This window comes from Arthrobacter sp. H20, assembly GCF_000520515.1.
Taxonomy (GTDB): domain Bacteria; phylum Actinomycetota; class Actinomycetes; order Actinomycetales; family Micrococcaceae; genus Arthrobacter_D.
On sequence record NZ_KI914713.1, the window covers coordinates 18248 to 40285 of the forward strand.

At 62.8% G+C, this 22038-nt stretch carries 19 protein-coding genes; 13 read left to right on the plus strand and 6 right to left on the minus strand.

Going from position 1 to position 22038, the window contains the following annotated elements; genetic code table 11:
* Positions 1-59: 59 nt before the first annotated feature.
* Positions 60-650, minus strand: coding sequence for a YdeI/OmpD-associated family protein (locus Y703_RS0103440; protein WP_026551601.1), 591 nt, complete (start codon positions 648-650; stop codon positions 60-62).
* Positions 651-712: 62 nt separating this feature from the next.
* On the opposite strand from Y703_RS0103440, the gene Y703_RS17650 reads away from it, so the two are divergent.
* The 6 genes from Y703_RS17650 to Y703_RS0103470 all read left to right on the plus strand — a co-directional run bounded on the left by Y703_RS17650 (position 713) and on the right by Y703_RS0103470 (position 6291).
* The gene (locus Y703_RS17650; protein WP_051427261.1) at positions 713-1399 is read left to right on the plus strand and encodes a hypothetical protein; all 687 of its coding nucleotides are present in this window, start codon (positions 713-715) and stop codon (positions 1397-1399) included.
* A 112-nt stretch (positions 1400-1511) separates the two neighbouring features.
* Positions 1512-2051, plus strand: a complete 540-nt coding sequence (locus Y703_RS0103450) for an NUDIX hydrolase family protein (RefSeq protein WP_026551602.1) — start codon at positions 1512-1514, stop codon at positions 2049-2051.
* 30 nt (positions 2052-2081) lie between these two features.
* Positions 2082-2903, plus strand: coding sequence for a DUF6707 family protein (locus Y703_RS0103455; RefSeq protein ID WP_035763724.1), 822 nt, complete (start codon positions 2082-2084; stop codon positions 2901-2903).
* Between the two features lie 40 nt (positions 2904-2943).
* The gene (locus Y703_RS0103460) at positions 2944-3750 is read left to right on the plus strand and encodes an SRPBCC family protein (RefSeq protein ID WP_051427262.1); all 807 of its coding nucleotides are present in this window, start codon (positions 2944-2946) and stop codon (positions 3748-3750) included.
* Positions 3751-3769: 19 nt separating this feature from the next.
* Complete coding sequence (gene tgt, locus Y703_RS0103465) at positions 3770-5014, plus strand: tRNA guanosine(34) transglycosylase Tgt (RefSeq protein WP_051427263.1); 1245 nt, start codon at positions 3770-3772, stop codon at positions 5012-5014.
* 320 nt (positions 5015-5334) lie between these two features.
* Positions 5335-6291: a type IV toxin-antitoxin system AbiEi family antitoxin domain-containing protein gene (locus tag Y703_RS0103470; protein WP_026551606.1), complete on the plus strand. Its 957-nt coding sequence runs from the start codon at positions 5335-5337 to the stop codon at positions 6289-6291.
* Positions 6292-6385: 94 nt separating this feature from the next.
* Here Y703_RS0103470 and Y703_RS0103475 read toward each other — a convergent pair whose 3' ends face one another.
* Positions 6386-7108, minus strand: a complete 723-nt coding sequence (locus Y703_RS0103475) for a queuosine precursor transporter (RefSeq protein ID WP_051427264.1) — start codon at positions 7106-7108, stop codon at positions 6386-6388.
* Between the two features lie 137 nt (positions 7109-7245).
* Here Y703_RS0103475 and thiD point away from each other — a divergent pair, with 137 nt between their 5' ends.
* The 4 genes from thiD (at position 7246) to Y703_RS17665 (ending at position 14824) form a co-directional block, all read left to right on the plus strand.
* On the plus strand, positions 7246-8070 hold the full coding sequence (gene thiD / locus Y703_RS0103480; RefSeq protein ID WP_026551608.1) for a bifunctional hydroxymethylpyrimidine kinase/phosphomethylpyrimidine kinase: 825 nt from the start codon (positions 7246-7248) through the stop codon (positions 8068-8070).
* Entirely contained in the window at positions 8067-9563 is a 1497-nt protein-coding gene (locus Y703_RS17655; protein WP_051427265.1) for a polysaccharide pyruvyl transferase family protein, read from the plus strand. The genes thiD and Y703_RS17655 overlap by 4 nt, the downstream gene beginning before the upstream one ends.
* 9 nt (positions 9564-9572) lie before the next feature.
* A complete protein-coding gene (locus Y703_RS17660) occupies positions 9573-10562 on the plus strand; it encodes a glycosyltransferase family 2 protein (protein ID WP_051427266.1) in 990 nt (329 codons plus the stop codon).
* Between the two features lie 299 nt (positions 10563-10861).
* Complete coding sequence (locus tag Y703_RS17665) at positions 10862-14824, plus strand: S8 family serine peptidase (protein ID WP_051427267.1); 3963 nt, start codon at positions 10862-10864, stop codon at positions 14822-14824.
* A 76-nt stretch (positions 14825-14900) separates the two neighbouring features.
* On the opposite strand, the gene rraA is transcribed toward Y703_RS17665, so the two are convergent.
* Entirely contained in the window at positions 14901-15377 is a 477-nt protein-coding gene (gene rraA / locus Y703_RS0103500; RefSeq protein ID WP_026551609.1) for a ribonuclease E activity regulator RraA, read from the minus strand.
* 37 nt (positions 15378-15414) lie between these two features.
* Positions 15415-16920: a helix-turn-helix domain-containing protein gene (locus tag Y703_RS0103505; protein WP_026551610.1), complete on the minus strand. Its 1506-nt coding sequence runs from the start codon at positions 16918-16920 to the stop codon at positions 15415-15417.
* 129 nt (positions 16921-17049) lie between these two features.
* On the opposite strand from Y703_RS0103505, the gene aceA reads away from it, so the two are divergent.
* From aceA to Y703_RS0103520, 3 genes are all read left to right on the plus strand, one after another.
* Positions 17050-18396, plus strand: a complete 1347-nt coding sequence (gene aceA / locus Y703_RS0103510) for an isocitrate lyase (RefSeq protein WP_026551611.1) — start codon at positions 17050-17052, stop codon at positions 18394-18396.
* A 137-nt stretch (positions 18397-18533) separates the two neighbouring features.
* Complete coding sequence (aceB, locus tag Y703_RS0103515) at positions 18534-20153, plus strand: malate synthase A (RefSeq protein WP_026551612.1); 1620 nt, start codon at positions 18534-18536, stop codon at positions 20151-20153.
* Between the two features lie 144 nt (positions 20154-20297).
* The gene (locus tag Y703_RS0103520) at positions 20298-21014 is read left to right on the plus strand and encodes a DsbA family oxidoreductase (RefSeq protein WP_026551613.1); all 717 of its coding nucleotides are present in this window, start codon (positions 20298-20300) and stop codon (positions 21012-21014) included.
* On the opposite strand, the gene Y703_RS17670 is transcribed toward Y703_RS0103520, so the two are convergent.
* Both Y703_RS17670 and Y703_RS0103530 read right to left on the minus strand, forming a co-directional pair.
* Positions 21011-21718: a LytR C-terminal domain-containing protein gene (locus Y703_RS17670; RefSeq protein WP_051427268.1), complete on the minus strand. Its 708-nt coding sequence runs from the start codon at positions 21716-21718 to the stop codon at positions 21011-21013. The two genes, Y703_RS0103520 and Y703_RS17670, sit on opposite strands and share 4 nt — an antisense overlap.
* Positions 21711-22010, minus strand: coding sequence for a type II toxin-antitoxin system VapB family antitoxin (locus Y703_RS0103530; protein WP_026551614.1), 300 nt, complete (start codon positions 22008-22010; stop codon positions 21711-21713). Before Y703_RS0103530 ends, Y703_RS17670 begins: the two co-directional genes overlap by 8 nt.
* Positions 22011-22038 lie beyond the last annotated feature (28 nt).

Consider the following 22038-nt stretch of genomic DNA (forward strand, 5'->3'; position numbering starts at 1 on the left):
TTACACGGAATAAATCCGAATTAGTCACAAAAGTGTGACCTAATAGGCCTAGCGGTCGATCAGGGGCGCTTCCGCTGGGGGTAGAGAGTCTCGTGCCGGGCCAGCATTGCAACGAATTTTGCCATATTGCGTTCCCTGGCCGCGTCGGTCTTGAGCTGGCCCAGGCGGAAGATCAGCGCATATCTGTTCTGCGACGTCAGTACATCGAACATCGCCTGCGCCTCTGGCTCAGCTGAAATTGCCGCGGCCAGGTCGGCGGGAACTTCAGTCGTCGCCGGTCCAGCGTAGGCCCGCTCCCACCTGCCGTCGGCTTTCGCGGAGGCGACGGCGTCCTCGCCAGCCCGCGTCATCCGGCCTTCCGAAGCAAGCCGTTCAATGTAACCGATGTTGCGCAAGGACCAGATGCTGCGCGGACCCCGTGGCGTGAATCGCTGGAAAGTGCTTTCGTCGTCTCGCCGTCGTGCCTGGCCGTCGATCCAACCCACGCAGAGTGCCTCATCCAACGCCGCCGCGTACGTCAGGTCGGTCACTGACCCGCCCTTTTTGTGCAGGATCAGCCAGACGCCTGGGGAGGTGGGGTGGTTGGACTCGAGCCATTCCCTCCACTCAGTGGCATGGAACACCACCAGTTCGGGCAGTTCAGCCTTCATGAAGCTACTGTAATCCCCTATGCTCCCCTGAGCTCCCCGACCCACGAATCTGGAGACACCCAATGCTGCGGGTCCGCCTCACCCTATTCACTGCAGACCCAGCTCAAGCGGCCGCCCTGTTGCAGGCTCTGGGTCTGATTTCCGGGGAAGCAACTGCTGATCAGCGGCTTTTTGACGCCAGCGGAGGTCGGATCGCTGTCCACAAAGCTGGAGCTGGCACCCACGGGCTCGTCATTCTCGGTTTCGAAGCAGGCGTTCTGGACGAGTTTGCCCGCCGCACGCGGGAGAGCGGTACAGCTGCTGAGGTAGTCAGCGGGCCCGACGGCGAGCCGACAGCCCGCGTCACCATGCCGGGACTAACATTCACCGTCGATCGAGGAGAGCGGGAGCTCAGTACCGGCGTCCACCCGCACCTGACCGTTGTGTGCGTCTGGCACACGCCGGCCACGACATCGGCGGCTCGCGCGCTGAGGGACATCGGGGCGCGGCCCCGCACGGGCGAGACATCAGGTCCGCTGGATTTCGCTGCCAAGAACGGCGGTCTGGTGTCAGTCCGCCCCGCGGAGCAGCAGCGCTTCGAGCTGGGCTTTGAGTACGCCGGCGCGTTGAGTGAGCTCCTCTCTCGTGTCCAGAACGCTGGCTTCCCGGCAGAACTGGTGGACATTGGCGCCGACCGTTTCCTGCGTGTGCCACTGCCTACTGGCCGGTACCTCATCATCGCGGTGCGCCGCGAGGAACCTGGACCGTGACCGTGGCATTCAACACCTGAGGCACAGTCAGGTGGAAAACTCGAGATTCAGCCAATGGCCGAAGCGCAGCGCGCCGCCCGCAGTCGCAGCCTTGTCTGCTATAAAACAAAGTATGAACGTTCGCACCCCAGACCCCAATCCCGGGTGGCTTTCGGAAGATGACCTCTCCGAAGCCCGCCGTCGCCTCCCTATGGTTTACGTTGAGGCCATCCCGGTGCGATGTGACTCGCTGGGGTACGTCACCGAGGTCGGGCTGCTACTGCAGGCCAACGAGCAGGGCGAGATGGTCAGGACGTTCGTCTCTGGGCGGGTGATGTACCGGGAAACCATCCGGGCCGCACTGGTCCGCCACCTGGAAAAGGACCTGGGCCCGTTTGCCCTTCCACAGCTGCCGCCCTGCCCAGTGCCATTCACCATTGCCGAGTATTTCCCCTCGCCCTCCGAGACCGGAATGACTGATGACCGGCAGCACGCCGTCGCCCTCGCCTACCTGATTCCCGTCACCGGCGAATGCGAGCCCCGGCAGGACGCGCTGGAACTATCCTGGATGACCCCCGACGATGCCCTGAGCCCAGGCGTTCAGTCAGAGTTCTCCGGCGGGCGCGGAGGGCTGCTCCGCCAGGCGCTGGCCTACGCAGGCTGGGGACGTTAGCCAGTGACCGGGGACCATTCACCGCCGCGCGTGCGAAGGGTCAGCGCTGAGGCTGTCGCCGCCGGTCACCACATCATCGGTCCGGCCGGGACGGAGCCCACCAAGGTGGTGGAAACCGATATCGAGACCGATGATTTCGGCACCCCCGCCGTCGTCGTTGCCACGCTCGATTCCGGTGCAACCCTTCGGATCGCCACCGGTTCGCAGGTCCAGGTTGCAGTTGACGGTCGCGAGGCGTCCGGGTCCATTCCCGCCCAGGACGGAACTCCTGAGGCAGTGATCGCCCACGCTGTCTCAGTCCACCCGGAAAGCGTCCAGCTGCAAGCCATCGCTGAACGTCTCGGCAGGGGGGTGAACGTCAAATCCGGCGCCCATCTGCAGGACGTCCACGACCTGGCGCTGAGCCTGCTGGTCGATTTCGCCGACACAGCAAACGCACTCCGGGTCTGCGACCTACTCACCCAACTGCCCTACGACGGCAATTTTGGCCGTTGGAAATGGATCGAGGGAGTGCTGGCGCTCGCATCCTATCTGGCCTACGACGGCGGTGACATCACCCGCGCAGCTGCCTATTCGGTATCGCTACGCACTGCCGATGATGGCGAAACCGACCCGTTGAAAGCCAAACTGGCCGCGGCGGTCCGGCAACGCCAGCTCAACGACCCGAATCTCTACGACCCTGAGATCAGCCGCGCCGCCGCTGCCGCAGACGCTGCTGCGGAGAAGGACTGGCGAGTGGTCCGGCTCACGGCGCTGCTCTACCTGCGATCCCACGGTGGTTCCGAGACCCTGGCCACTGAGGAATTGAACCGCCGGATCCACAACGAGCTGCTTGCGATTCGTGCCGTGTAGGACTCTGGAGCACTTGCTGCGACGGGAGTAGAGTGTCGCCATGAATCACTCATCCGGCGCTATCGACACGGCTTCAGCTGGCGTTCTGAATCCGCTAAGCGTTCACATTTTCGCCGACGCCCGCCAGGTCTGGGTGATGCTCCGCGAACCGGCGAAGGTTGCCCAGTGGCACGGGTGGGACTACGACGGCCTCGCCCAGGAGATCCGCCAGATCTTCTTCTCTGTCAGTGTCGCCGAGGGGCAGGACCATCTTTCACTGACGCTCGGGGACGGCGACACGTTTGGGCTGCAGCCCGGCCCGGACGGGACCGTCGTCACCATGGAACGTGGACACCCTGACCCGGAGTCCGAGTTGGCCCATTGGTCAGCTGACATCACAGAGGGATGGATTTCCTTCCTTCAACAGTTGCGTTTCGCGCTGGAGCGGCATCCCAACGCAAACCGTCACACAGCGTTCTTTTCCGGCACCCCAGCGGATGGGCTATCCATCGCGGACCGGCTGGGCGCAGCAGGGGTGGGCGAGCCCGGCGATTCCTATTCGCTCACCCTGCCTGACGGCCAGGAGCTGACGGGCAGGGTGTGGTTCCGCACCGAACGCCAGCTGGGACTGACAGTGGCTCAATATGCCGAGCACGGCGACGGGCTGCTGATCCTTGCCGAGCAGCCGCTGGCTGAAGGGGTCCGTGACGTGCCGTCGTCGGTGCTGATCGCCTCGACGTACGCGTTGGGGGCCAGAAGCCTCCACAGTATCTGGGACGGTTGGGAAACTATCCGCCGCGATCACTACCCGGACGCCGCCCCCCTGGTCACTTCCATCCTCGGGCCCGCAGGCAAACGCTCCCGGTAATTGCTGGCAAAATGGGCTGGTGCCAACTGATACACAGCAGTCCTCCTTCTCCTTCACCGTAGATCAACGCCTGAGCACTCCGACGGGCGAGCCACTGCATGGGCGCACGGGCACCATCAGTACCCCACACGGTGAGATCCGAACCCCTGCCTTCATCGCCGTCGGGACCAAAGCCTCGGTCAAGGCGGTGCTCCCCGAGTCCATGAGCGATTTGGGGGCCCAGGCACTGCTGGCGAACGCCTACCACCTGTATCTGCAGCCGGGCCCCGAGATACTCGACGCAGCAGGTGGGCTGGGCCGTTTCATGAACTGGAACGGGCCAACGTTCACCGACTCGGGAGGGTTCCAGGTGATGAGCCTGGGCTCCGGGTTCAAGAAGGTCATCACCATGAACGTCGCCGACGCCGAGGCTGGAGGCTCCGATCAGCGGGTTGCGGCCGGCAAGGAGCGGCTCGCCCACATTGACGACGACGGCGTGTGGTTCAAATCGCACCTCAACGGCGACCGGCACAGATTCACCCCCGAGATTTCGATGCAGGTCCAGCACCAGCTCGGCGCCGACATCATGTTCGCCTTCGATGAGCTCACCACCTTGATGAACTCGCGCGGGTACCAGGAAGAGTCGCTGGAGCGCACCCGGCTGTGGGCCGAACGCTGTATTGCCGAGCATGATCGGCTCACCGACGAGCGGGTAGGGAAGCCGTATCAGGCTCTCTTCGGCGTCATCCAGGGGGCCCAGTATGAGGATCTGCGGCGCAAGGCGTCCCGCGACCTTGGCGGCATGGATTTCGACGGCTTCGGCATCGGTGGGGCCCTGGAGAAGGAGAACCTGGGGGCCATCCTGGGCTGGTGTGCCGACGAACTGCCGGAGAACAAGCCGCGACACCTCCTGGGCATCTCCGAGCCAGACGACCTGTTCACCGGCATTGAGAACGGCGCTGACACCTTCGACTGCGTCTCCCCTACCCGGGTGGCCCGCAATTCAGCGTTCTATACCCCCGACGGGCGATGGAACCTTTCAAACGCACGGTTCAGGAAGGACTTCACTCCCCTGGTCGACGGGTGCGACTGCTACACCTGCACCAACTACACCCGCGCCTACATCCACCACCTGTACAAGGCGAAGGAAATGGTTTCGGCCACCCTCATCTCAATCCACAATGAACGCTTCATCGTGAAACTGGTCGACGACGCCCGCGACGCGATCAGCGACGGCACGTTCTTCGACTTTAAGGAGGAGGTGCTGGGCCGCTACTACACCTAGCCCGGCCCCTTCCCGCTCCGGCTTCCCCGCTCCGGCTTCCCTGCTCCGCGTCGCTCCCGTCCGGGCGTCCCAGCGTCCCAGCGTCCCAGCGTCCCAGCGTCCCAGCGTCCCGGCGTCCCGGCGTCCCGGCGTCCCGGAAAAGTGGTGGACCCGCAGCCAAGTGGTGGGGCAACAACGATCCTGCGGGTGCGCCACTTTCTGGCGGATGCAGTTGCACTCGGACGGGTCACACCTCCTCCACAGCCACCCGTTTGGCTCGGGTTGCCCACATAACGGACTCGGCCTGACCGTGGCCACCCGGATCGGCGCATGCTGGCTGCATGAATATCCAGTGCCCCTCCTGGCTGAAGGCCTCTGACATTCCCTGGACCACCGAGGAACTCGCTGAGCGACACGTCGGTGATCGGCAGGTCGCCCAGCTCGTGGCATCGGGTGACCTGGTCCGTCTGCGACGCGGCTGCTACCTTTCCGGCCAGCTGTGGCAGCAGCAGTCGCCTGAGACGCGGGCGCTGCAACGCATCCATGCCCACCATCATGCACTTCTGCGGGTCTCTCGAGGCGGGATGGTTTACAGCCACACGTCGGCGGCCCGCGTGCATGGCCTGCACCTGTGGAAGGTGGATGACCTCATCCACCTCACCCAGGGATTCCCGACCACGCCGCACGGACATGGCCCTGACGTCCGCGCCCATTGCTCACGGCTGGCACCGCAGGATATAACCTCCCGGGGAGGCCTGCGGATCACGTCCCTGGAACGCACAGTCGTGGATTGTGCCCGAGTTCTCCCCTACCGCAAGGCGCTCATTGTCGCCGATCACGCCCTACGGGCCGGCGGAAACCAACCGCTGATGCAAAACCTTACCCATCAGCTCTCTGGCCACAAAGGCGTTGCCAACGCTCGAAAGGTTACCGTTCACGCCAGCGGGTTGGCCGAGTCTCCAGGCGAAACGCTGACCAGGCACTTCCTCCACCGGATGAGGCTACCGATGCCCGAGGAACAAGTGCCCGTCCGAAGCAGGTACGGCGAGCACCGGCTCGACTTCGCCTGGCGGGAACTCCTGCTTGCCCTCGAGTTCGACGGACGGACCAAGTATTTCGCGTATGCGCCCACCGATGAAGTGCTATTCCAGGAACGCCGCCGGGAGAAGGCCCTGATGGAGGACGGCTGGCAGTTTGTCCGCATCGAGTGGGCAGATCTGTTCCGTGAGCCGGAGTTGAAGGCGCGGATCGTCGCGGCCCTGCACCGGGCGTGCCGGATCCACCGGAAAAGTGCTTGACCTGCAGACGAGTGGCCGCCCCACCACTCGTCTGCGGCTCCGGCACTTTTCCAGGCGGGCCGGGCCGAGGAAGTCGCTAGGACCTCAGGAGACGCTAGGACGCTGCATAGCTCGGTTCGCGCTTCTTGATCCACCCGATCACCACTGCGGTCAGTGGCACAAAGAGGACCTCGATCAGGGTTTTGTACAGGAATCCGAAGAGCAGATAATTCAGGAATCCCCCGAAGGTGGTGATGCCGATAACCGATGCGGCGATGGCGCAGAAGATCAGGGTGTCGGCGAACTCGCCGACCACTGTAGACCCGAGTAGTCGACCCACCAGGCCGCGCTCGCCTAGACGGGTCTTCATCCGGACCAGAACCCATGAGTTGAGGGTCTGTCCCACGGCGAAGGCCAATAAGGAGGCCAGAACAATAAGCGGGACCGGTCCAAGCGCTCCTTCAAGGGCGGCCTGCTTCACCGTGCCGAAATCGTCTTCGAAGCCTGGCAGCGCGATGATAATCAGGTAGCAGAGCGACGCGAACGCCGATAGCAGGAAGGTGACCGCAATGGCCAACCGCGCCGCTTTGAAGCCGTAGACCTCACTGATCACATCACCCAGGATGTAGGCAATGGGAAAGAGGAAGAAACCGCCGTCAGTGATGATACTGAAATCGCCGGCGATCGGTCCGATCGCCACTCCCTTGGAAGCACCGATGTTGGAGAGGAGCACGACGACGGCGAGGGTCGCGAGCATGATCGCAAAGTATGTACTCCCGGAGGCGGCAAATTTTGCGCGGGCTTTTTCCTGCAGTTGAGTCAACGTCTTCTCATTCATCGAAGTGGTTCGCGGACACGTGTGCGCCCGCTGTATTAGCACTGATGCCCGGCTGCCCCCGGGCAGTTCAATTCTGCCATGCCCCGTCGGGGCGTCCCGAACTGGCCGCACCGACCGAAAATGGGCACACTAGAGAAATGTCCCTAACTAATCCCGCCCCCGCAGTGACCCTCACCATCGCCGGATCCGAAGCTACCGGTGGCGCAGGCGCCCAAGCGGACCTCAGGACCTTCCAGGAGCTAGGGGTCTACGGTATTGCGGCCCTGACGTGCATTGTGTCCTTCGACCCGAAGGACAGCTGGAACCATCGCTTCGTGCCGGTCGAACCTCAGGTCATCGCCGATCAGTTGGAGGCCATCCAGACGTGCTACCCGCTGGAGACAGTCAAGATCGGCATGCTCGGAACTCCAGCAACCATCGACACTGTGGCAACGGCGCTGAAAAGCCAGCAGTGGCGGAACATCGTGCTTGACCCGGTGTTGATCTGCAAAGGCCAGGAGCCCGGAGCTGCACTCGACACGGATCAGGCGTTGAAGGCGCAGATCCTTCAGTTGGCCACCGTAGTCACTCCCAATCACTTTGAGGCAGAGTCGCTCTCCGGCATGTCGATCAGCAGTATCGAAGACCTCCAGGAGGCCGCCAAGCGGATCCATCAGATCAGCGGCGCCATCGTCGTCGCTAAGGGTGGCATCCGGTTGGAGGGCCAGAACGCCGTCGACGTCTACTTCGACGGCACAACACTCGAGTTGCTGTCTGCACCGAAGGTCGGCGAGGTGGCCGTCAGCGGGGCCGGGTGCACCCTGGCCGCCGCCATCACCGCCGAACTCGCCAAGGGCGCCACTGCCCTGGAGGCAGCACGCACCGCCAAAGCATTCGTGACCGAGGCAATTCGCAACCGGGTGTCCTCAGCAGCACCGTTCGACGCCGTGTGGCAGGGCGGCGCCTCCGGTACCTCAGCATGAGGGTAGCGATTCTCGGCGATATTGGGCAGCGCGTCTACCACGTCGGCGATGACGCGATGACGCACGCAGCGGTGGACGAGCTCGCTGCGCGCGGCATCACTGACGTCGTGTTGCTCAGCCGCAACGTGGCTGACACCGTTCACCGGTTCGGGGCCGATGCCGTCCCGACCATCGAATTCCCCTGGCCGTATGCCGAGTATCAGCAGTATCTGTCCGACATACGTTCGTTGCTTGCCGGGCAGCCACACGGGCTGGTGGAGGAGGACCAGGTGCACCGCCTCATCGAGACGATCGGCGGGTGCGAGGCAGTGCTGATCGCTGGGGGCGGCAATATGAACTCGGTCTACGGCTGGCTCCTGTACGAACGCGCAGCGGTCGTCGAGATCGCCCGGCACCTCGGCAAGCGGGTGGTTATCTCTGGCCAGACCTTCGGCCCCCTGCTGTACGGCGCGGACCGCGGCGTCGCGTCACGGATGCTCTCCCTCGCCGCGTTGGCAGGAGCGCGGGAGAACAGTTCGCTCGCACTCGGCAGGGAGTTGGCTGGCTCCACAGTGGTTCCGTGCCTCGATGATGCCTCGTTCCTCGCCGCCGGCACCGGCAGAGAAACCAACACCTCAGTTCCCGCCGCTGGCCGCGGCCTGGATCGGCAGGACGACTCGCCTCCACCGGGCTCCTACATCGTCGGTACTTTCGCTGGCAACACCGGCGCCTGCCCCCGTGACCAATTCATCACTGCGGTCGCAGCGGCCCTCGATGCCGCCGGCGAACTCACCGGACTGCCCGTCCTGCTCCTGCCCCACATGGCAGTCGAGGGCGAAGGCGGCGTCGACGAGGCCATGCATGCGGAGATAGCTGCTGCGATGACGTCACCGGTCGATGCGCGGCCGATCGCTTCGGCGCGGGACACAGCGGCCCTGACCTCGAGGGCTGCGTTGGTGGTGACCTCCCGCTACCATCCAGTGGTTTTTGCGCTCGACGGTGGCGTCCCGACAGTGGCGCTGTCACTCGATGAGTACAGCGATGTCCGGCTACGGGGAGCGCTCGCCAATTGGGGGCTCGCGGACTTCGCTCTCCCGCTACCATCCCTGCTGGACGGCACGGCACGGCTGGCTATCGGGGAAGCCTGGCAGCGCCGCGAGACCATCGGCGATCATGTGCGGGCCCTCCGCCCCCGAAAGGTCAGTGAATCAGCCGCCTGGTGGGACCTCGTCGTCAACGCCCTTCAGGGCAAGCGGGTGACAGCCGGTACTCCAGCCTCCCACCAGCAGCTCGCTCCGGAGGGTATGTGGGCCGCGGCGGCGGCCTCCGCCCGCGTTGTATTCCTCCCGATGTCAGCTGAACTCGCTGACCTTCGGAAAGCCCGGGAACATTTCGAGGGCGAAGCAGCAGCTTCGAGGGCTGAGCTGCAAGGCTGGTTCGACTCCTCCAGTTTCAGGCTGGTCCGCAAACTCGCCTCACTAAGAACGCGGCTGCGACCGCGCAAAGCCATCTAAGGACTGTCAGTGACTACCGCTCCCCCACCACCAGTCGCCATCATCATGCGGTCCCGGAACCGCTCACTGCTGTTGGACCGTGCACTGCGGGATGTCCTCGGCCAGACGGTGACGGGGTGGACCCTCGTCGTCGTCAATGACGGCGGCAATCGCGATGAAGTGGACCCGGTAGTGGACCGCTACCGTTCACAGTTGGGCGACCGGATCCAGGTCATCCACCACGACACATCCCTCGGGATGGAGGCCGCCTCCAACGCCGGCATCCGCGCGTCGGATTCCGAATTCATCGCCATTCACGACGACGATGACGAGTGGCACCCAGCCTTTCTCGAGCGCACTCTCGCCCACCTGGCGCAGCACGACGACGCCGGCGTGGCAGTCCGGACCGAGTTGGTCTTCGAGCGGATCACCAGCGGAAGAATCGAGGAGGTCAGCAGGGAGATTTTCCAGCCCGAATTGCAGGCAGTGACCCTTTTCGACACCCTCCGCCACAACCGCTGTGTCCCCATTTCGATACTTTATCGCCGATCGGTTCACGAGCAGATCGGCTACTATGACGAATCCCTCTCGGTTGTCGGCGACTGGGAATTTCAGCTCCGCCTGCTCCAGCGGCACACACTGGGCTTTCTTGGCGAGGAACCGCTGGCGTACTGGAACCAGCGGACGGAAGCTACCGGAGACCTGGGAAACAGCGTGATCATTGGGGACGCCGAGCATAAACGCCTGGACAAACAGGTGCGCGAGAACCATCTCAGGGATCACGTTGGCCAGGCTGGATTGGGGGCACTCCTTTACCAGACTGCCTATCAGCAGCGAGAATATGACCTGCTGCACGATCGGCACGCCTATTCGGACGACCTTTTGCGCCAGATCCTTGATGCTAACCGCCAGCTCTCCGACCGGGTGCAGCTGCTGGAGGAAGCCGTCACCGATGCCAGCCTTGTGTCCCTGCTGAGGCGTCGTTACCGCCGGCTGAAGGACAGGGTTCTGCACCGATAAGGCCCAACCAATAGTCACCGATTCCACCTCGGCCCACCATTCTCAGCAAATTATCAGGAGATTGCCTAACTTAACTAAGTTTTTTGTGTGGTAGCGGTTGACTTGTGACTCACCACACAGAAAAGTGGGTACGGTGCAGGCGGTTGGGTAGCCGACGTCGACGCATCAACTACTGCTGACGCAACTTGTTCACACCAGGAATGTCACTCTCATCTGTCACGGCCGTGTCAGCAGTACTTGCGGGGAGCTAATCGAAGGTCTCAGCGGGTGGCCATGACCGAGCCTCACTAAGGAGAAGTATGAGCAAGTCATACCACCGGAATACGGGGAAGGCTGTGTTGGCATCGCTAACCGGCCTTGTTCTGGCTTCCAGCATGTGGGCGCCTGCTTCGGCCATTGAATCACCGTCATCCGGTGAACCAACGGCTGAGGGAATTGAGCTCCAGGCAGTACCTGACCTCAAAGTCAGCAGGGACCTAACGGACCGTACCGGTCCAACGGCGGCCTACATCCAGTTCGCAGGCAAGGGCGCCTTCGAACAGACCCAGTCAGCTGAGGTTCGCAGCGGCATCCAGTCACCGGTCGATCGGACCAGCGACGTCCTGAACATCAGGTCAGGTATCCAGGCGCAGGCTGACGAGGTTGCGGCCGAGGCTTCAGCTTCCCAGCTCTACACCACCACCAATACCATCCCCGGTGTGGCCATCCAGGGTGACGCAGAGGCAATCAAGGCACTTGCTGCCCGGCCCGACGTCGTAAAGATCACCGGGATCGTACCGAAGACCGCTACCAACAAGGGCGCCGACATCGATACCCGCGCGCTTGACGCCTGGACGGCACGGGACCAGACCGGCGAGGGAGTCACCATCGCGGTGCTCGATACCGGTCTCGATTACACCCACTCGGGATTTGGCGGCCCGGGAACCATCGAAGCATTCGAGCAGGCACAGGCGGACCTGGTTCCTGACCCCGCTCTCTTTGACGCAGCCAAATATGTTGGCGGCTACGACCTGGTGGGTGACGACTACGACGCTGGCGACCCGGACAATGACATTCCCAAGCCAGACCTCAACCCCCTCGACTGCCAGAGCCACGGCTCCCACGTCGCTGGCACCGCTGCTGGCTACGGCGTCAACGACGACGGCGCCACCTTCGAAGGCGACTACGGCACCCTCGACGCCGCTGGCGTCAATGCGATGCGGATCGGTCCCGGTTCGGCTCCCGAAGCCCAGCTGGTTGCCCTTCGGGTCTTCGGCTGCACCGGTTCCAGTTCGGTAGTTGGATCAGCCCTCGACTTCGTACTCGACCCCAACGGCGACGGAAACTTCGACGACCGCGCTCAGGTTGTCAACATGTCACTGGGTTCCTCCTTCCCAGCCTATGACGACCCCGAAAACGACATCGTTAACGCACTCACCGCGCAGGGTGTCCTGTCGGTTGTGTCCTCCGGTAACGACGGCGATGTCTACGACATCGGCGGCTCCCCCGGCAGCTCCGAATCAGCTCTGACAGTTGCCGCGAGCGTCGGCTCGCAGGTCACTCTGGACCGCGCGGATGTTCTTGCGCCGTCCGACGTGGCAGGACAAGCCGCTGGCCAGTACAGTGCCAACTATGACTATTCCGCCGCCACTGAGGAAGAACTCACGGGCACAGTGGTCAAGGCTGACCCAGCGAACGCCTTCGGTTGCAACGCCTTCCCGGCAGGATCCTTTGACGGCGAATGGGTTTGGCTGCAGTGGGAAAATGGTGATGCTCCCCTCCCCTGCGGCTCGACCGTCCGATTCAACAACGTCGAAGCGGCCGGCGGAGCAGGTGTGGTCCTCGATTCGACGGATTCCGTCTTTGACGGAGGTATTGCCGGCAACCCGGCCCCAGTGAAACCGATCAGCCCTAAGGGAATCCCCGGCATTCAGTTCAACGCTGAATTCTCTGAGCAGCTGGAACCAGCTGCAGCAGCTGGAACCCTAGAGATTCGCCTCGACTCCGCATATCAGGCAACTGCTGGCGCAAGCTCGGAAGCACTTGACACACTGGCGTCCTTCTCCTCCCGTGGGCTTCACGGCTCCAACGGGGTAGTCAAGCCCGACGTTGCGGCACCGGGCGTCTCAACTGGTTCAGTCCAGGTTGGAACGGGAACCGGCGCATCGGTGAAGAGCGGTACCTCGATGGCTGCCCCTCATGTGGCTGGCATCGCCGCGCTGCTCTACGCTGAGACGAACTACAACCCGTACGAGATCAAATCCATGATCATGAACACGGCCATCGCTGACCTGGTCACCGCTGATGGAGTCGAATACGCTCCGAACCGTGTGGGTTCCGGGCGCGTGGACGCCGTTCTGGCACTCGACACCCCCGTTCTCGCTTACGCCACAGAACAGCCATCGCTCACCTCGGTGAACTTCGGCGTTCTGGAACTGGGCACCGAGGCCATGACCATGACCAAGCAGATCACCGTTGAGAACAAGTCAGACAATGTGATTCGCTACAGCGCCTCCTACCTGGAAGCGTCAACCATGCCGGGCGTCGAGATTGCAGTAGTCCCGCAGGAACTCGCTCCGGCTACGCTGACCAACGCGTTTGATGTTCCGGCCAATGGCACTGCGACTGTCGATGTCGTCATGACCATCGATGACCCCGCCGCCCTGGCAAAGACCATCGATCCGGCGGCCGAGGAACTTCAGTTCGGCGTTGCCCGGCAGTACCTTGCTGACGTGTCAGGCCGCGTGCAGTTCGCCAGCGAAGTGAACACACTTCGTGTTCCTGTCTACTCGGCACCGAAGCCAACCTCGGAGATTTCGGCTGGCGCGAAGATCATGTTCGAGAACGCCTCAACCCTTGAGAGCTCAGTAACGCTCGAGGGCCGTGGGCTGCTGCAGGGTGGAGAAGATTCGACCTATGCGTCAATCGTTTCCCCGCTGGTACTCGGCGCCGAAAGCCCCCGGGCCGACGAGCGTCCGCTCGAATCCCTGTACTCTCTCGACCTCCGTTCGGTTGGAGCCGCTTCAACGGTTCCTGCGGTTCTGGCCGCCGGTGGCAACCCTGAGGGCGATCCGGACGCAGATCCTGTACAAGCGCCCGCTGTCCTGAACCTGGGCATCAGCACCTGGCAGAACTGGTCGCAGCTGGCCGGCAACAATCAGGTTGCGGTTGAACTGGATGTCGATGGGGATAGCGAAACCGACATGGCCGTCCTCACACTGCGTCTTCCGGACCTGGACATGATCGTGTTCGAGGTTGCGCCGATCCTTGAAGATGGCTCACTCGGCCAGGGCGAGAACCTGTACTTCGCCAACGGTGCTGACGGCAGCCTGGACACGAACACCTTCGATACCAACGTCATCACTCTGCCGGTTCCTGTCACCGAGCTGGGACTTGATCTGAGCGCTTCAGCTCCGATCCAGTACCGCGTCTCAACGGCAAGCCCGTTCAACGTGAACGAAGATGGCGAATCAGGCCCGGTTGATGAGACTGACTGGATCGACTTCAACGTCACCGAGCCCGAGCTGTGGTTCGAGGGCGATACCCCTGATGCAGCGTTCATTGCAGCTGAGGGTGCGACCATCGGCGTAAACCGCCAGGAAGGCGTCACCGACGCCCGCGCGTTCTTCATTCACCACCACAACGCAACTGGCCTGAAGGATGAGATCGTCGACCTCCAGGTTGACCAGCTTCGATTCCCGGATGTTGCGGGCAACTTGCATGAAGAGGCAATCAACTGGCTGGCCGATCAGGGCCTGACCACCGGCTACCCGGACGGCACCTACCGGCCACTGGCATCGATCAACCGCGATGCCATGGCGGCGTTCCTCTACCGCCTGGCGGGCGAACCTGCCTACGCAGAGCCAGCAGTGTCTCCATTCGATGACATCAAACCCGGCACTAAGTTCTATAAGGAGATGTCGTGGATGGCTGAGACCGGCCTGTCGACCGGCTACGAGGAGGGCAACGGCGTCGTCACCTACCGCCCGCTGGCTCCCGTCAACCGTGACGCCATGGCTGCCTTCATGAACCGCTTCGCCGGCGAGTACTGCAACATCGGCGACGCAGCGGATTACGATGCACCTCAGGTAGCACCGTTCCCGGATGTTCCGGTGAATGATCAGTTCCACCGGGAAATCTCCTGGATGGCCGAGAATGAAATCACCCAAGGCTTCCCGGACGGCGAGTACAAGCGCCTTCAGCCGGTGGCCCGTGACGCCATGGCAGCATTCATCCAGCGTCTCGATGGTTACAATGAAAACAACGGCGGTTGCAACCCGTAACCACGGTTAGCAACAGCTAGACACTAAAAAGTGGTGGCCACCCGGCAACGGGTGGCCACCACTTTTTGCTGCCAGGCTACGGTGCTTGCTCCAGCACGAGAATTCCATCCTCATCGGCATGCACCATCGCCCCTGGGCTGAAAATGATCCCGCCGATAGCGACGGGGACGTCCACCTCCCCGGCTCCCTCTTTGGCGCTCTTGCGGGGGTTGCTGCCAAGAGCTTTAACCCCCAGCGGGAGGGTGGCGAGCACTGCACGGTCACGGATTGCACCGTAAATGATGACGCCGCTCCAATTGTTCGTCAGGGCTATCTCCGCGATCATGTCGCCCATCAGGGCACGATCCAGTGATCCTCCACCGTCTACAACGAGGACTGCACCGTCGCCAGGGGTGGAAAGAACAGATTTCAGCACCACATTGTCGTGGTAACACTTCACTGTCCTCACGCGTCCACTGAACATCTTCTTTCCGCCCAGATTTTGGAACTGAGTCGAGACTGATTGAACCGACTCCCCGAGTTCGTCGTAGAGGTCTGCAGTAGAAATTTCCATGGATACTCCCAGCTAGGTGTTGACAGCCACTGACCAGTTAGCGCGAATGGGCTTCCAGGAAGGTATAGACCTCCGTCTCGTCCACCCCGGGAAAGGCGCCGGGCGGCATCGCTGCCAGCAAGTGCGAGTGCGCCCGGGCGCTGGGCCAGGCATGACCAGCCCAGTTCTCAGCCAACGACGACGGCGGCCGCCTGCAGCACGCTTCATCAGGACAGAAGGACTTCTCCCGCATGGTGGTGTCCCTGCCCCTGAACCATTTCACGTGCGCGTACGGCACCCCGATGCTCAGCGAGAACTCGCCGTTCGCTGACCGTTCGGTCCTGGCCGTGCACCAGTAGGTACCGTTCGGCGTATCCGTGTACTGGTTGTAGGCGCGAAACTTGTCGGCCACCTCAAACACCACCCGCGACGTCCACCGTTTACAGGAGGGCTGGCCCTCAATAGCGCCGGTATGATCCTGCGGGAATGTGACGCCGTCGTTTTCGTAGGCCTTGTAGATGATTCCGCTCTCATGGGTCTTCTGAAAGTGGGTCGGGATGCCAAGGTGCTCGGTAGCAAGATTGGTGAACCGGTGCGCCGCAGTCTCATAGGAGACAGCAAAGGCGTCGCGGATGTCCTCCACTGCGATCTCCTTGGCGGCCTTCGACCGCTGCAGGTATTCCACCGCTGGCTTCTCCGGCAGCAACAGAGCCGCAGCGAAGTAGTTGGTGGCAACACGCTGTCTGAGAAATTCGCGATAGTTTTCGGGGGTCTGATGATCCAACACGTAGTGCCCAAGGGCCTGCAGCAAGACCGAGCGGGGATCGTGGTCAGTCCGCTGGGACTGGGTCAGGTAGATCCGCCGGTTCTTCAGGTCGGTCACTGAGCGGGTGGAGTGCGGTAGGTCTCCCACATGGTGCAGGGTAAATCCCAGATGCGCGGCGATATCGGCGATCAGGTGCTGCGACATGGGACCGCTGGTGTGCCCCACGGAGTCCAGCACCTTCTGCGCCTCAGCCTCGAGCTCCGGAAAGTAGTTGTTTTGGCGGCGCATCTCACCCCGCAACTCGGCGTTGGCCCGGCGTGCCTCTTCAGGGGTGGCCACCTGCTCGTTAAGCCGGCGCTCGAGCTCCCCCTGGAGACCAACGAGCGATTCCAGTACCTCCATCGGCAGCCGCGACGAAATGCGCACCTTCGGCAAGCCGAGCGACCCGTACAGCGGGCCACGCTGGGCCCTTTCCAGTTCGATCTCAAGGGCTGCCCTACGGCTCGGCGGCTCAGAGCCCAGCAGTTGGTCTATTCCCACCCCGAGCGCTGAGGCAAGGCCCTGGAGCATGCCGAGCTTGGGTTCCCGCTTGCCGTTCTCGATCAGCGAGAGCTGGGACGCAACGGTTCCCACCACTGCACCAAGATCGTCAAGGGTCATCCCCTTCGCCTTTCGGAGATGACGGATCCGTCGCCCCAGGCTGATCGCATCAAGATCCCCCAGACCCGTAGGTGTGACCTCAGCGGTCCCGCCCGCTCCGGGGCGGTTCCACGTTGAACTGGTCGGAAGAGTAGTCATTTATTGAGTTTATGCGAAGAACTGCATTTCTTGCCAGTATCTTCGACTAGTAACCCCGTTGAAATGCCAGAAAGATTGAATTTACGAAGCCAGACGTGCCAAGGCTGAGGGAATTCAAAGGAGAATGCAATGACACAGGACCAGACCACCCCACCTGCAAACGAAGCATCGACTGGTAGCAACCAGGGCTCCGCGGGATCGGCAGAGCGGGCGCTGGAACTCGAATGGGCAGCTAGCCCGCGCTGGGAGAACGTCCGACGCGATTACTCAGCTACCGACGTCGTGCGCCTCCGCGGTCGGGTCCAGGAGGAGCACACCCTGGCCAGGCGCGGCGCCGAGAAGCTCTGGACTCAGCTGACCAGTCAGGCGCAGACCGGCGAGTACACTCACTCGCTCGGTGCACTGACCGGCAACCAGGCGGTACAACAGGTCAAAGCAGGCCTGAAGGCTATTTATCTGTCCGGCTGGCAGGTCGCCGCCGACGCCAACAATTCGGGGCACACTTATCCCGACCAGTCCCTTTACCCGGCCAACTCGGTGCCCACGGTGGTGCGGCGCATCAACAACGCGCTGCTGCGCGCCGACCAGATCGACTTCGCCGAGGGCATTCAGACGGTCGAGGACTACCTGGTACCCATTATCGCCGACGCCGAGGCCGGCTTCGGCGGCCCGCTCAACGCGTACGAACTGATGAAGTCGATGATTCAGGCGGGCGCGGCTGGCGTTCACTGGGAAGATCAGCTCGCCTCAGAAAAGAAGTGCGGACACCTTGGCGGGAAGGTACTCATCCCGACGCAGCAGCACATTCGCACCCTCAACGCTGCCCGGCTCGCGGCCGACGTCTCCGGTGCACCCTCAGTGGTGGTGGCGCGGACCGATGCTGAGGCGGCAACGCTGATCACCTCCGACGTTGACGAGCGGGACCAGCCGTTCATCACCGGCGAGCGCACGCCCGAGGGCTTCTACACGGTGCGCAACGGGCTCGAGGCCTGCATCGCTAGGGGCCGGGCGTATGCCCCGTACGCCGACCTGTTGTGGATGGAAACCGGGACACCCGATCTGGACCTGGCACGGAAGTTCGCCGAGGGTATCAAGTCGGAGCACCCGGACCAGATGCTGGCCTACAACTGCTCGCCGTCGTTCAACTGGAAGAAGCATCTGGATGATGCCACCATCGCTAAGTTCCAGCGGGAACTCGGCGCCATGGGCTTCACCTTCCAGTTCATCACGCTGGCTGGCTTCCACGCGCTCAACTACTCGATGTTCGATCTGGCCGAGGGCTACGCCCGCGACGGCATGAGCGCCTACGTCGAGTTGCAGGAGCGCGAGTTCGCTGCAGAGTCCCGCGGCTACACCGCCACCAAACACCAGCGTGAGGTGGGAACCGGGTACTTCGACCAGGTTGCCACAGCCCTCAACCCGAATGGCAGCACCCTTGCCCTGGCCGGGTCCACGGAGGCCCAACAGTTCCACTAAACCACTTCCCCACCCCCGGTACCACCCCGGTCCCACCCCCGGATCGAGTCGACACAAATGACCATTTTTCGACCCGGAATCGGTCATATGTGTTGACTCGATCCCAGAGGGGGACCCATTTTTCCAGGAGGCACACCATGAACAACCTGATTACTCTCAACGGCGTTACCCTGACGGCGCCGGCCGTGCGTCGCCAGGACGAAATTCTCACCCCCGAGGCCCTCGAGTTCCTGCGCCGGCTGCACCAGTCCACCGCCAGTCGCCGGCAGGAACTTCTGCAGCTGCGGCAGCAGTCACGCGCCAGGATCTCCAACGGCACTGACCCACGTTTTCTCCCCGAGACAAAACACATTAGGGACGACGCCGGGTGGCGGGTTGCGCCAGTCGCTCCCGGATTGGAGGACCGCCGGGTAGAGATCACCGGGCCGGTGGACCGGAAGATGACCATAAACGCACTCAACTCGGGTGCCAAGGTATGGCTCGCTGACATGGAGGACTCGTCAACTCCCAGCTGGTCCAACGTCATCAACGGCCAGCTCAACCTGCGCGATGCCCTGGCGAACCGGATTGATTTCACCTCGCCAGAGGGCAAGGAGTATCATCTTGGTGCCGACCGGCCGACCATCGTGGTGCGGCCCCGCGGGTGGCACCTTCCAGAGAAGCACCTGCTGATCAACAACACCCCGATCGCCGGGGGACTGGTGGATTTCGGCCTGTATTTCTTCCATAACGCCCGCACCCTCATTGCGCAGGGCAAGGGTCCCTACTTCTACCTGCCGAAGATTGAGAACCACCTGGAGGCGCGGCTGTGGAATGACATCTTCGTCCAGGCCCAGCAGCTCCTTGGCCTGCCGCAGGGCACCATCCGCGCCACGGTACTGATCGAAACCATCACTGCCGCTTTCGAGATGGAGGAGATCCTCTACGAGCTGCGCGAACACGCCGCGGGCCTGAATGCGGGCCGGTGGGACTACATCTTCTCGGTGATCAAGAACTTCAGGACCCGCGGTCCGCGCTTCGTCCTCCCCGACCGTTCGATGGTGACCATGACCGCCCCGTTCATGCGTTCCTATACCGAGCAGTTAGTGCGGATCTGTCATCGCCGCGGTGCCCACGCGATCGGTGGCATGGCCGCCAACATCCCGAACCGCCGCGATGAGGCAGCCAACGCCGTCGCACTCGAAAAAGTGCGGGCAGACAAGACGCGCGAAGCCAATGACGGTTTCGATGGCTCGTGGGTAGCCCACCCGGACCTGGTTCCGGTGGCCATGGAGGTCTTCGACGGGGTCCTCGGCACGGAGCCAAACCAGCTGACCAAGCTGCGCGACGACGTCGTCCCCGATGACAAGGCGCTCCTGAATATTGCTGGCACCCCCGGGGTTATCACCGAAGCTGGGGTGCGCGGCAATCTGGAGGTGGGCGTGAGGTACATCGAGTCGTGGTTGCGCGGCAACGGTGCTGCTGCCATCAACTCGCTGATGGAGGACGCGGCCACGGCTGAGATTTCGCGGTCGCAGATCTGGCAGTGGATCTATTCGGGTGCGGTCACCGACGAGGGTGAGATGATCACCCACGGCTGGGTCGCTGAACTGCTGGACGAGGAGTTCGAGCGGATGGAGCGCTTCGACGGAGACCGGTTCGTTGACGCCCGTGCAATCTTCGAGGAGGTGGCCCTGGGCGAGGAGTTCCCCACCTTCCTCACCGTCCCCGCCTATGCACGCTACCTTCACGAGAGCAGGGAACTGGCCCCGGCCTGAGCCCGCCTGAGCCTGCCACGCCCGGACGCGCCCGCAGAAAGTGTTCAGCTAAGGCAGCTAGCCACCGCTTTTTCCGCACACCCTCTGTGGGCGCGTCCCGTTGGTGCGGGAATACCCCACCGCTGGCGGCGCGTTATGCCGGATATGCAGATTGAGATTTGGTCAGACGTCAAGTGCCCATGGTGTTTCGTCGGCAAGCGCCGGTTCGAGAAGGCACTTGCGGGTTTCGACCACCGGGACCACGTTACAGTGACCTGGAAAAGTTTCCAGCTGGACCCGGATCTCCCGGACCACTATGACGGCACCGAGCAGCAGTACCTCGCCGAACGTAAGGGTATCTCCGAAGATCGCATCCGCCAGATGTGGGACAGCCTCTCCGCTTCGGCTGCAGGCGAAGGACTGGACTTCCGCTTCGAGGACGTGGTGGTAGGCAACAGCTTCACCGCCCACCGGTTCCTGCACCTGGCCAAATCACAGGGTCTCGGCGACGCCGCCAAGGAAGCCATTTTGTCCGCCCACTTTGAACAGGGCAAGGACACCTCTGATACTGAATTTTTGGTGAGCCTCGGCCGCGAGATTGGTCTTCCGGAGCTGGATGTGCGGGACACCCTTGGCACTGACCGCTTCGCCGACGACGTGCGGCACGACATCGCCGAGGCCCAGAATCTTGGCATTAGCGGAGTGCCGTTTTTCGTCATCGACCGCAAGTACGGTATCTCCGGTGCGCAGCCCACCGAGCTGTTCGCCGAGGCGCTCGACACCGCATGGAAAGAAGCGAATCCGCTCACTCTCGTGAATCCCGCGGGTTCGGGTACACAGTCGGCCGACGGCGAAGTGTGCGGCCCAGACGGTTGTAACTAGGGGGCCGCCGGTGTCGATGACGGCGTACTCGATGTCGACTCGGCCTCGGCGGACTCTGCCGTTGGGTCGGCGCAGACTAGCCCTGCCGGCGTGGCGTCCAGCTCTTCCTCTGCGATGAGAGCTCCATACCCCGAACCGACGACGACGTCGACGGTTGCGTCAGTGCGCTCGTCCTCGACGAAGGTGGTTCCGGGGATCTGGCGCTGCACCGTGAACGCGTTCGAGTAACCGTTAGGACCGGCCACCACGATAGCTGTCATGCCGACCCGGTTCACCGTGCGGTTGCCGATCTCACCGACCACAAAGGCCCGCTCCCGTAGGCTTTCGCCGACGGTGCCCGCCAGGCCGGAGACAGTGGTGCTGTTGTACAGGTTGATGGTGACGGCCGAGGGTGACTGCACTTCGAATGGACCCGCAGGGCAGGTATATGTCGGTTCGGGGTCGGGCTCCAGTGCAGCGATCCGGATGTCCCCACGGTTGATGCCGACTGCAACGAACACCGCCGCCACCAGAAGGGCGACCAGGACCACCAGCACTATCCCGTGGCGGAGTCGACGCATGTAGATGTGGGGGCGTTCAACGTCCCCGGTATCGGCGAACACGTTGTCCAGGTCGTTTTCAGTGACAATCCGGTGGCCGTGCCACTCAATGGGGTTCTTCTTCGACCTTTTGGTCTGGTGCCGGCGCGGGGGCTGGTCAGTCATCGATCACCAGCACGCGCGCGTGCAAAATGGTTCGCTGATGAAGTGCGGTCCGGACGGCTCGGTGAAGGCCGTCTTCGAGGTAAAGCGTCTCGTTCCACTGGACCACGTGCGGGAACAGATCGCCGAAGAAGGTGGAGTCCTCAGCCAGCAGCGCCTCTAGGTCAAGGGTGGTCTTGGTGGTCACCAGTTCGTCGAGGCGGACCTGCCGGGGCGCGACGCCGGCCCAGTCCTTGGGGCTCACGTAACCATGGTCGGGGTAGGGGCGTCCGGCGCTTACGGCTTTGAAGATCACCACTAAAGACTAGAGAAGATCAGCAGGC

Bases quoted from the DNA above. Each gene is read 5' to 3' on its own strand.
- Y703_RS0103440 (WP_026551601.1), bottom strand. From the start codon at position 650: ATGAAGGCTGAACTGCCCGAACTGGTGGTGTTCCATGCCACTGAGTGG.
- Y703_RS17650 (WP_051427261.1), top strand. From the start codon at position 713: ATGCTGCGGGTCCGCCTCACCCTATTCACTGCAGACCCAGCTCAAGCG.
- Y703_RS0103450 (WP_026551602.1), top strand. From the start codon at position 1,512: ATGAACGTTCGCACCCCAGACCCCAATCCCGGGTGGCTTTCGGAAGAT.
- Y703_RS0103460 (WP_051427262.1), top strand. From the start codon at position 2,944: ATGAATCACTCATCCGGCGCTATCGACACGGCTTCAGCTGGCGTTCTG.
- Y703_RS0103470 (WP_026551606.1), top strand. From the start codon at position 5,335: ATGAATATCCAGTGCCCCTCCTGGCTGAAGGCCTCTGACATTCCCTGG.
- Y703_RS0103475 (WP_051427264.1), bottom strand. From the start codon at position 7,108: ATGAATGAGAAGACGTTGACTCAACTGCAGGAAAAAGCCCGCGCAAAA.
- thiD (WP_026551608.1), top strand. From the start codon at position 7,246: ATGTCCCTAACTAATCCCGCCCCCGCAGTGACCCTCACCATCGCCGGA.
- Y703_RS17655 (WP_051427265.1), top strand. From the start codon at position 8,067: ATGAGGGTAGCGATTCTCGGCGATATTGGGCAGCGCGTCTACCACGTC.
- Y703_RS17665 (WP_051427267.1), top strand. From the start codon at position 10,862: ATGAGCAAGTCATACCACCGGAATACGGGGAAGGCTGTGTTGGCATCG.
- rraA (WP_026551609.1), bottom strand. From the start codon at position 15,377: ATGGAAATTTCTACTGCAGACCTCTACGACGAACTCGGGGAGTCGGTT.
- Y703_RS0103505 (WP_026551610.1), bottom strand. From the start codon at position 16,920: ATGACTACTCTTCCGACCAGTTCAACGTGGAACCGCCCCGGAGCGGGC.
- aceA (WP_026551611.1), top strand. From the start codon at position 17,050: ATGACACAGGACCAGACCACCCCACCTGCAAACGAAGCATCGACTGGT.
- aceB (WP_026551612.1), top strand. From the start codon at position 18,534: ATGAACAACCTGATTACTCTCAACGGCGTTACCCTGACGGCGCCGGCC.
- Y703_RS0103520 (WP_026551613.1), top strand. From the start codon at position 20,298: ATGCAGATTGAGATTTGGTCAGACGTCAAGTGCCCATGGTGTTTCGTC.
- Y703_RS17670 (WP_051427268.1), bottom strand. From the start codon at position 21,718: ATGACTGACCAGCCCCCGCGCCGGCACCAGACCAAAAGGTCGAAGAAG.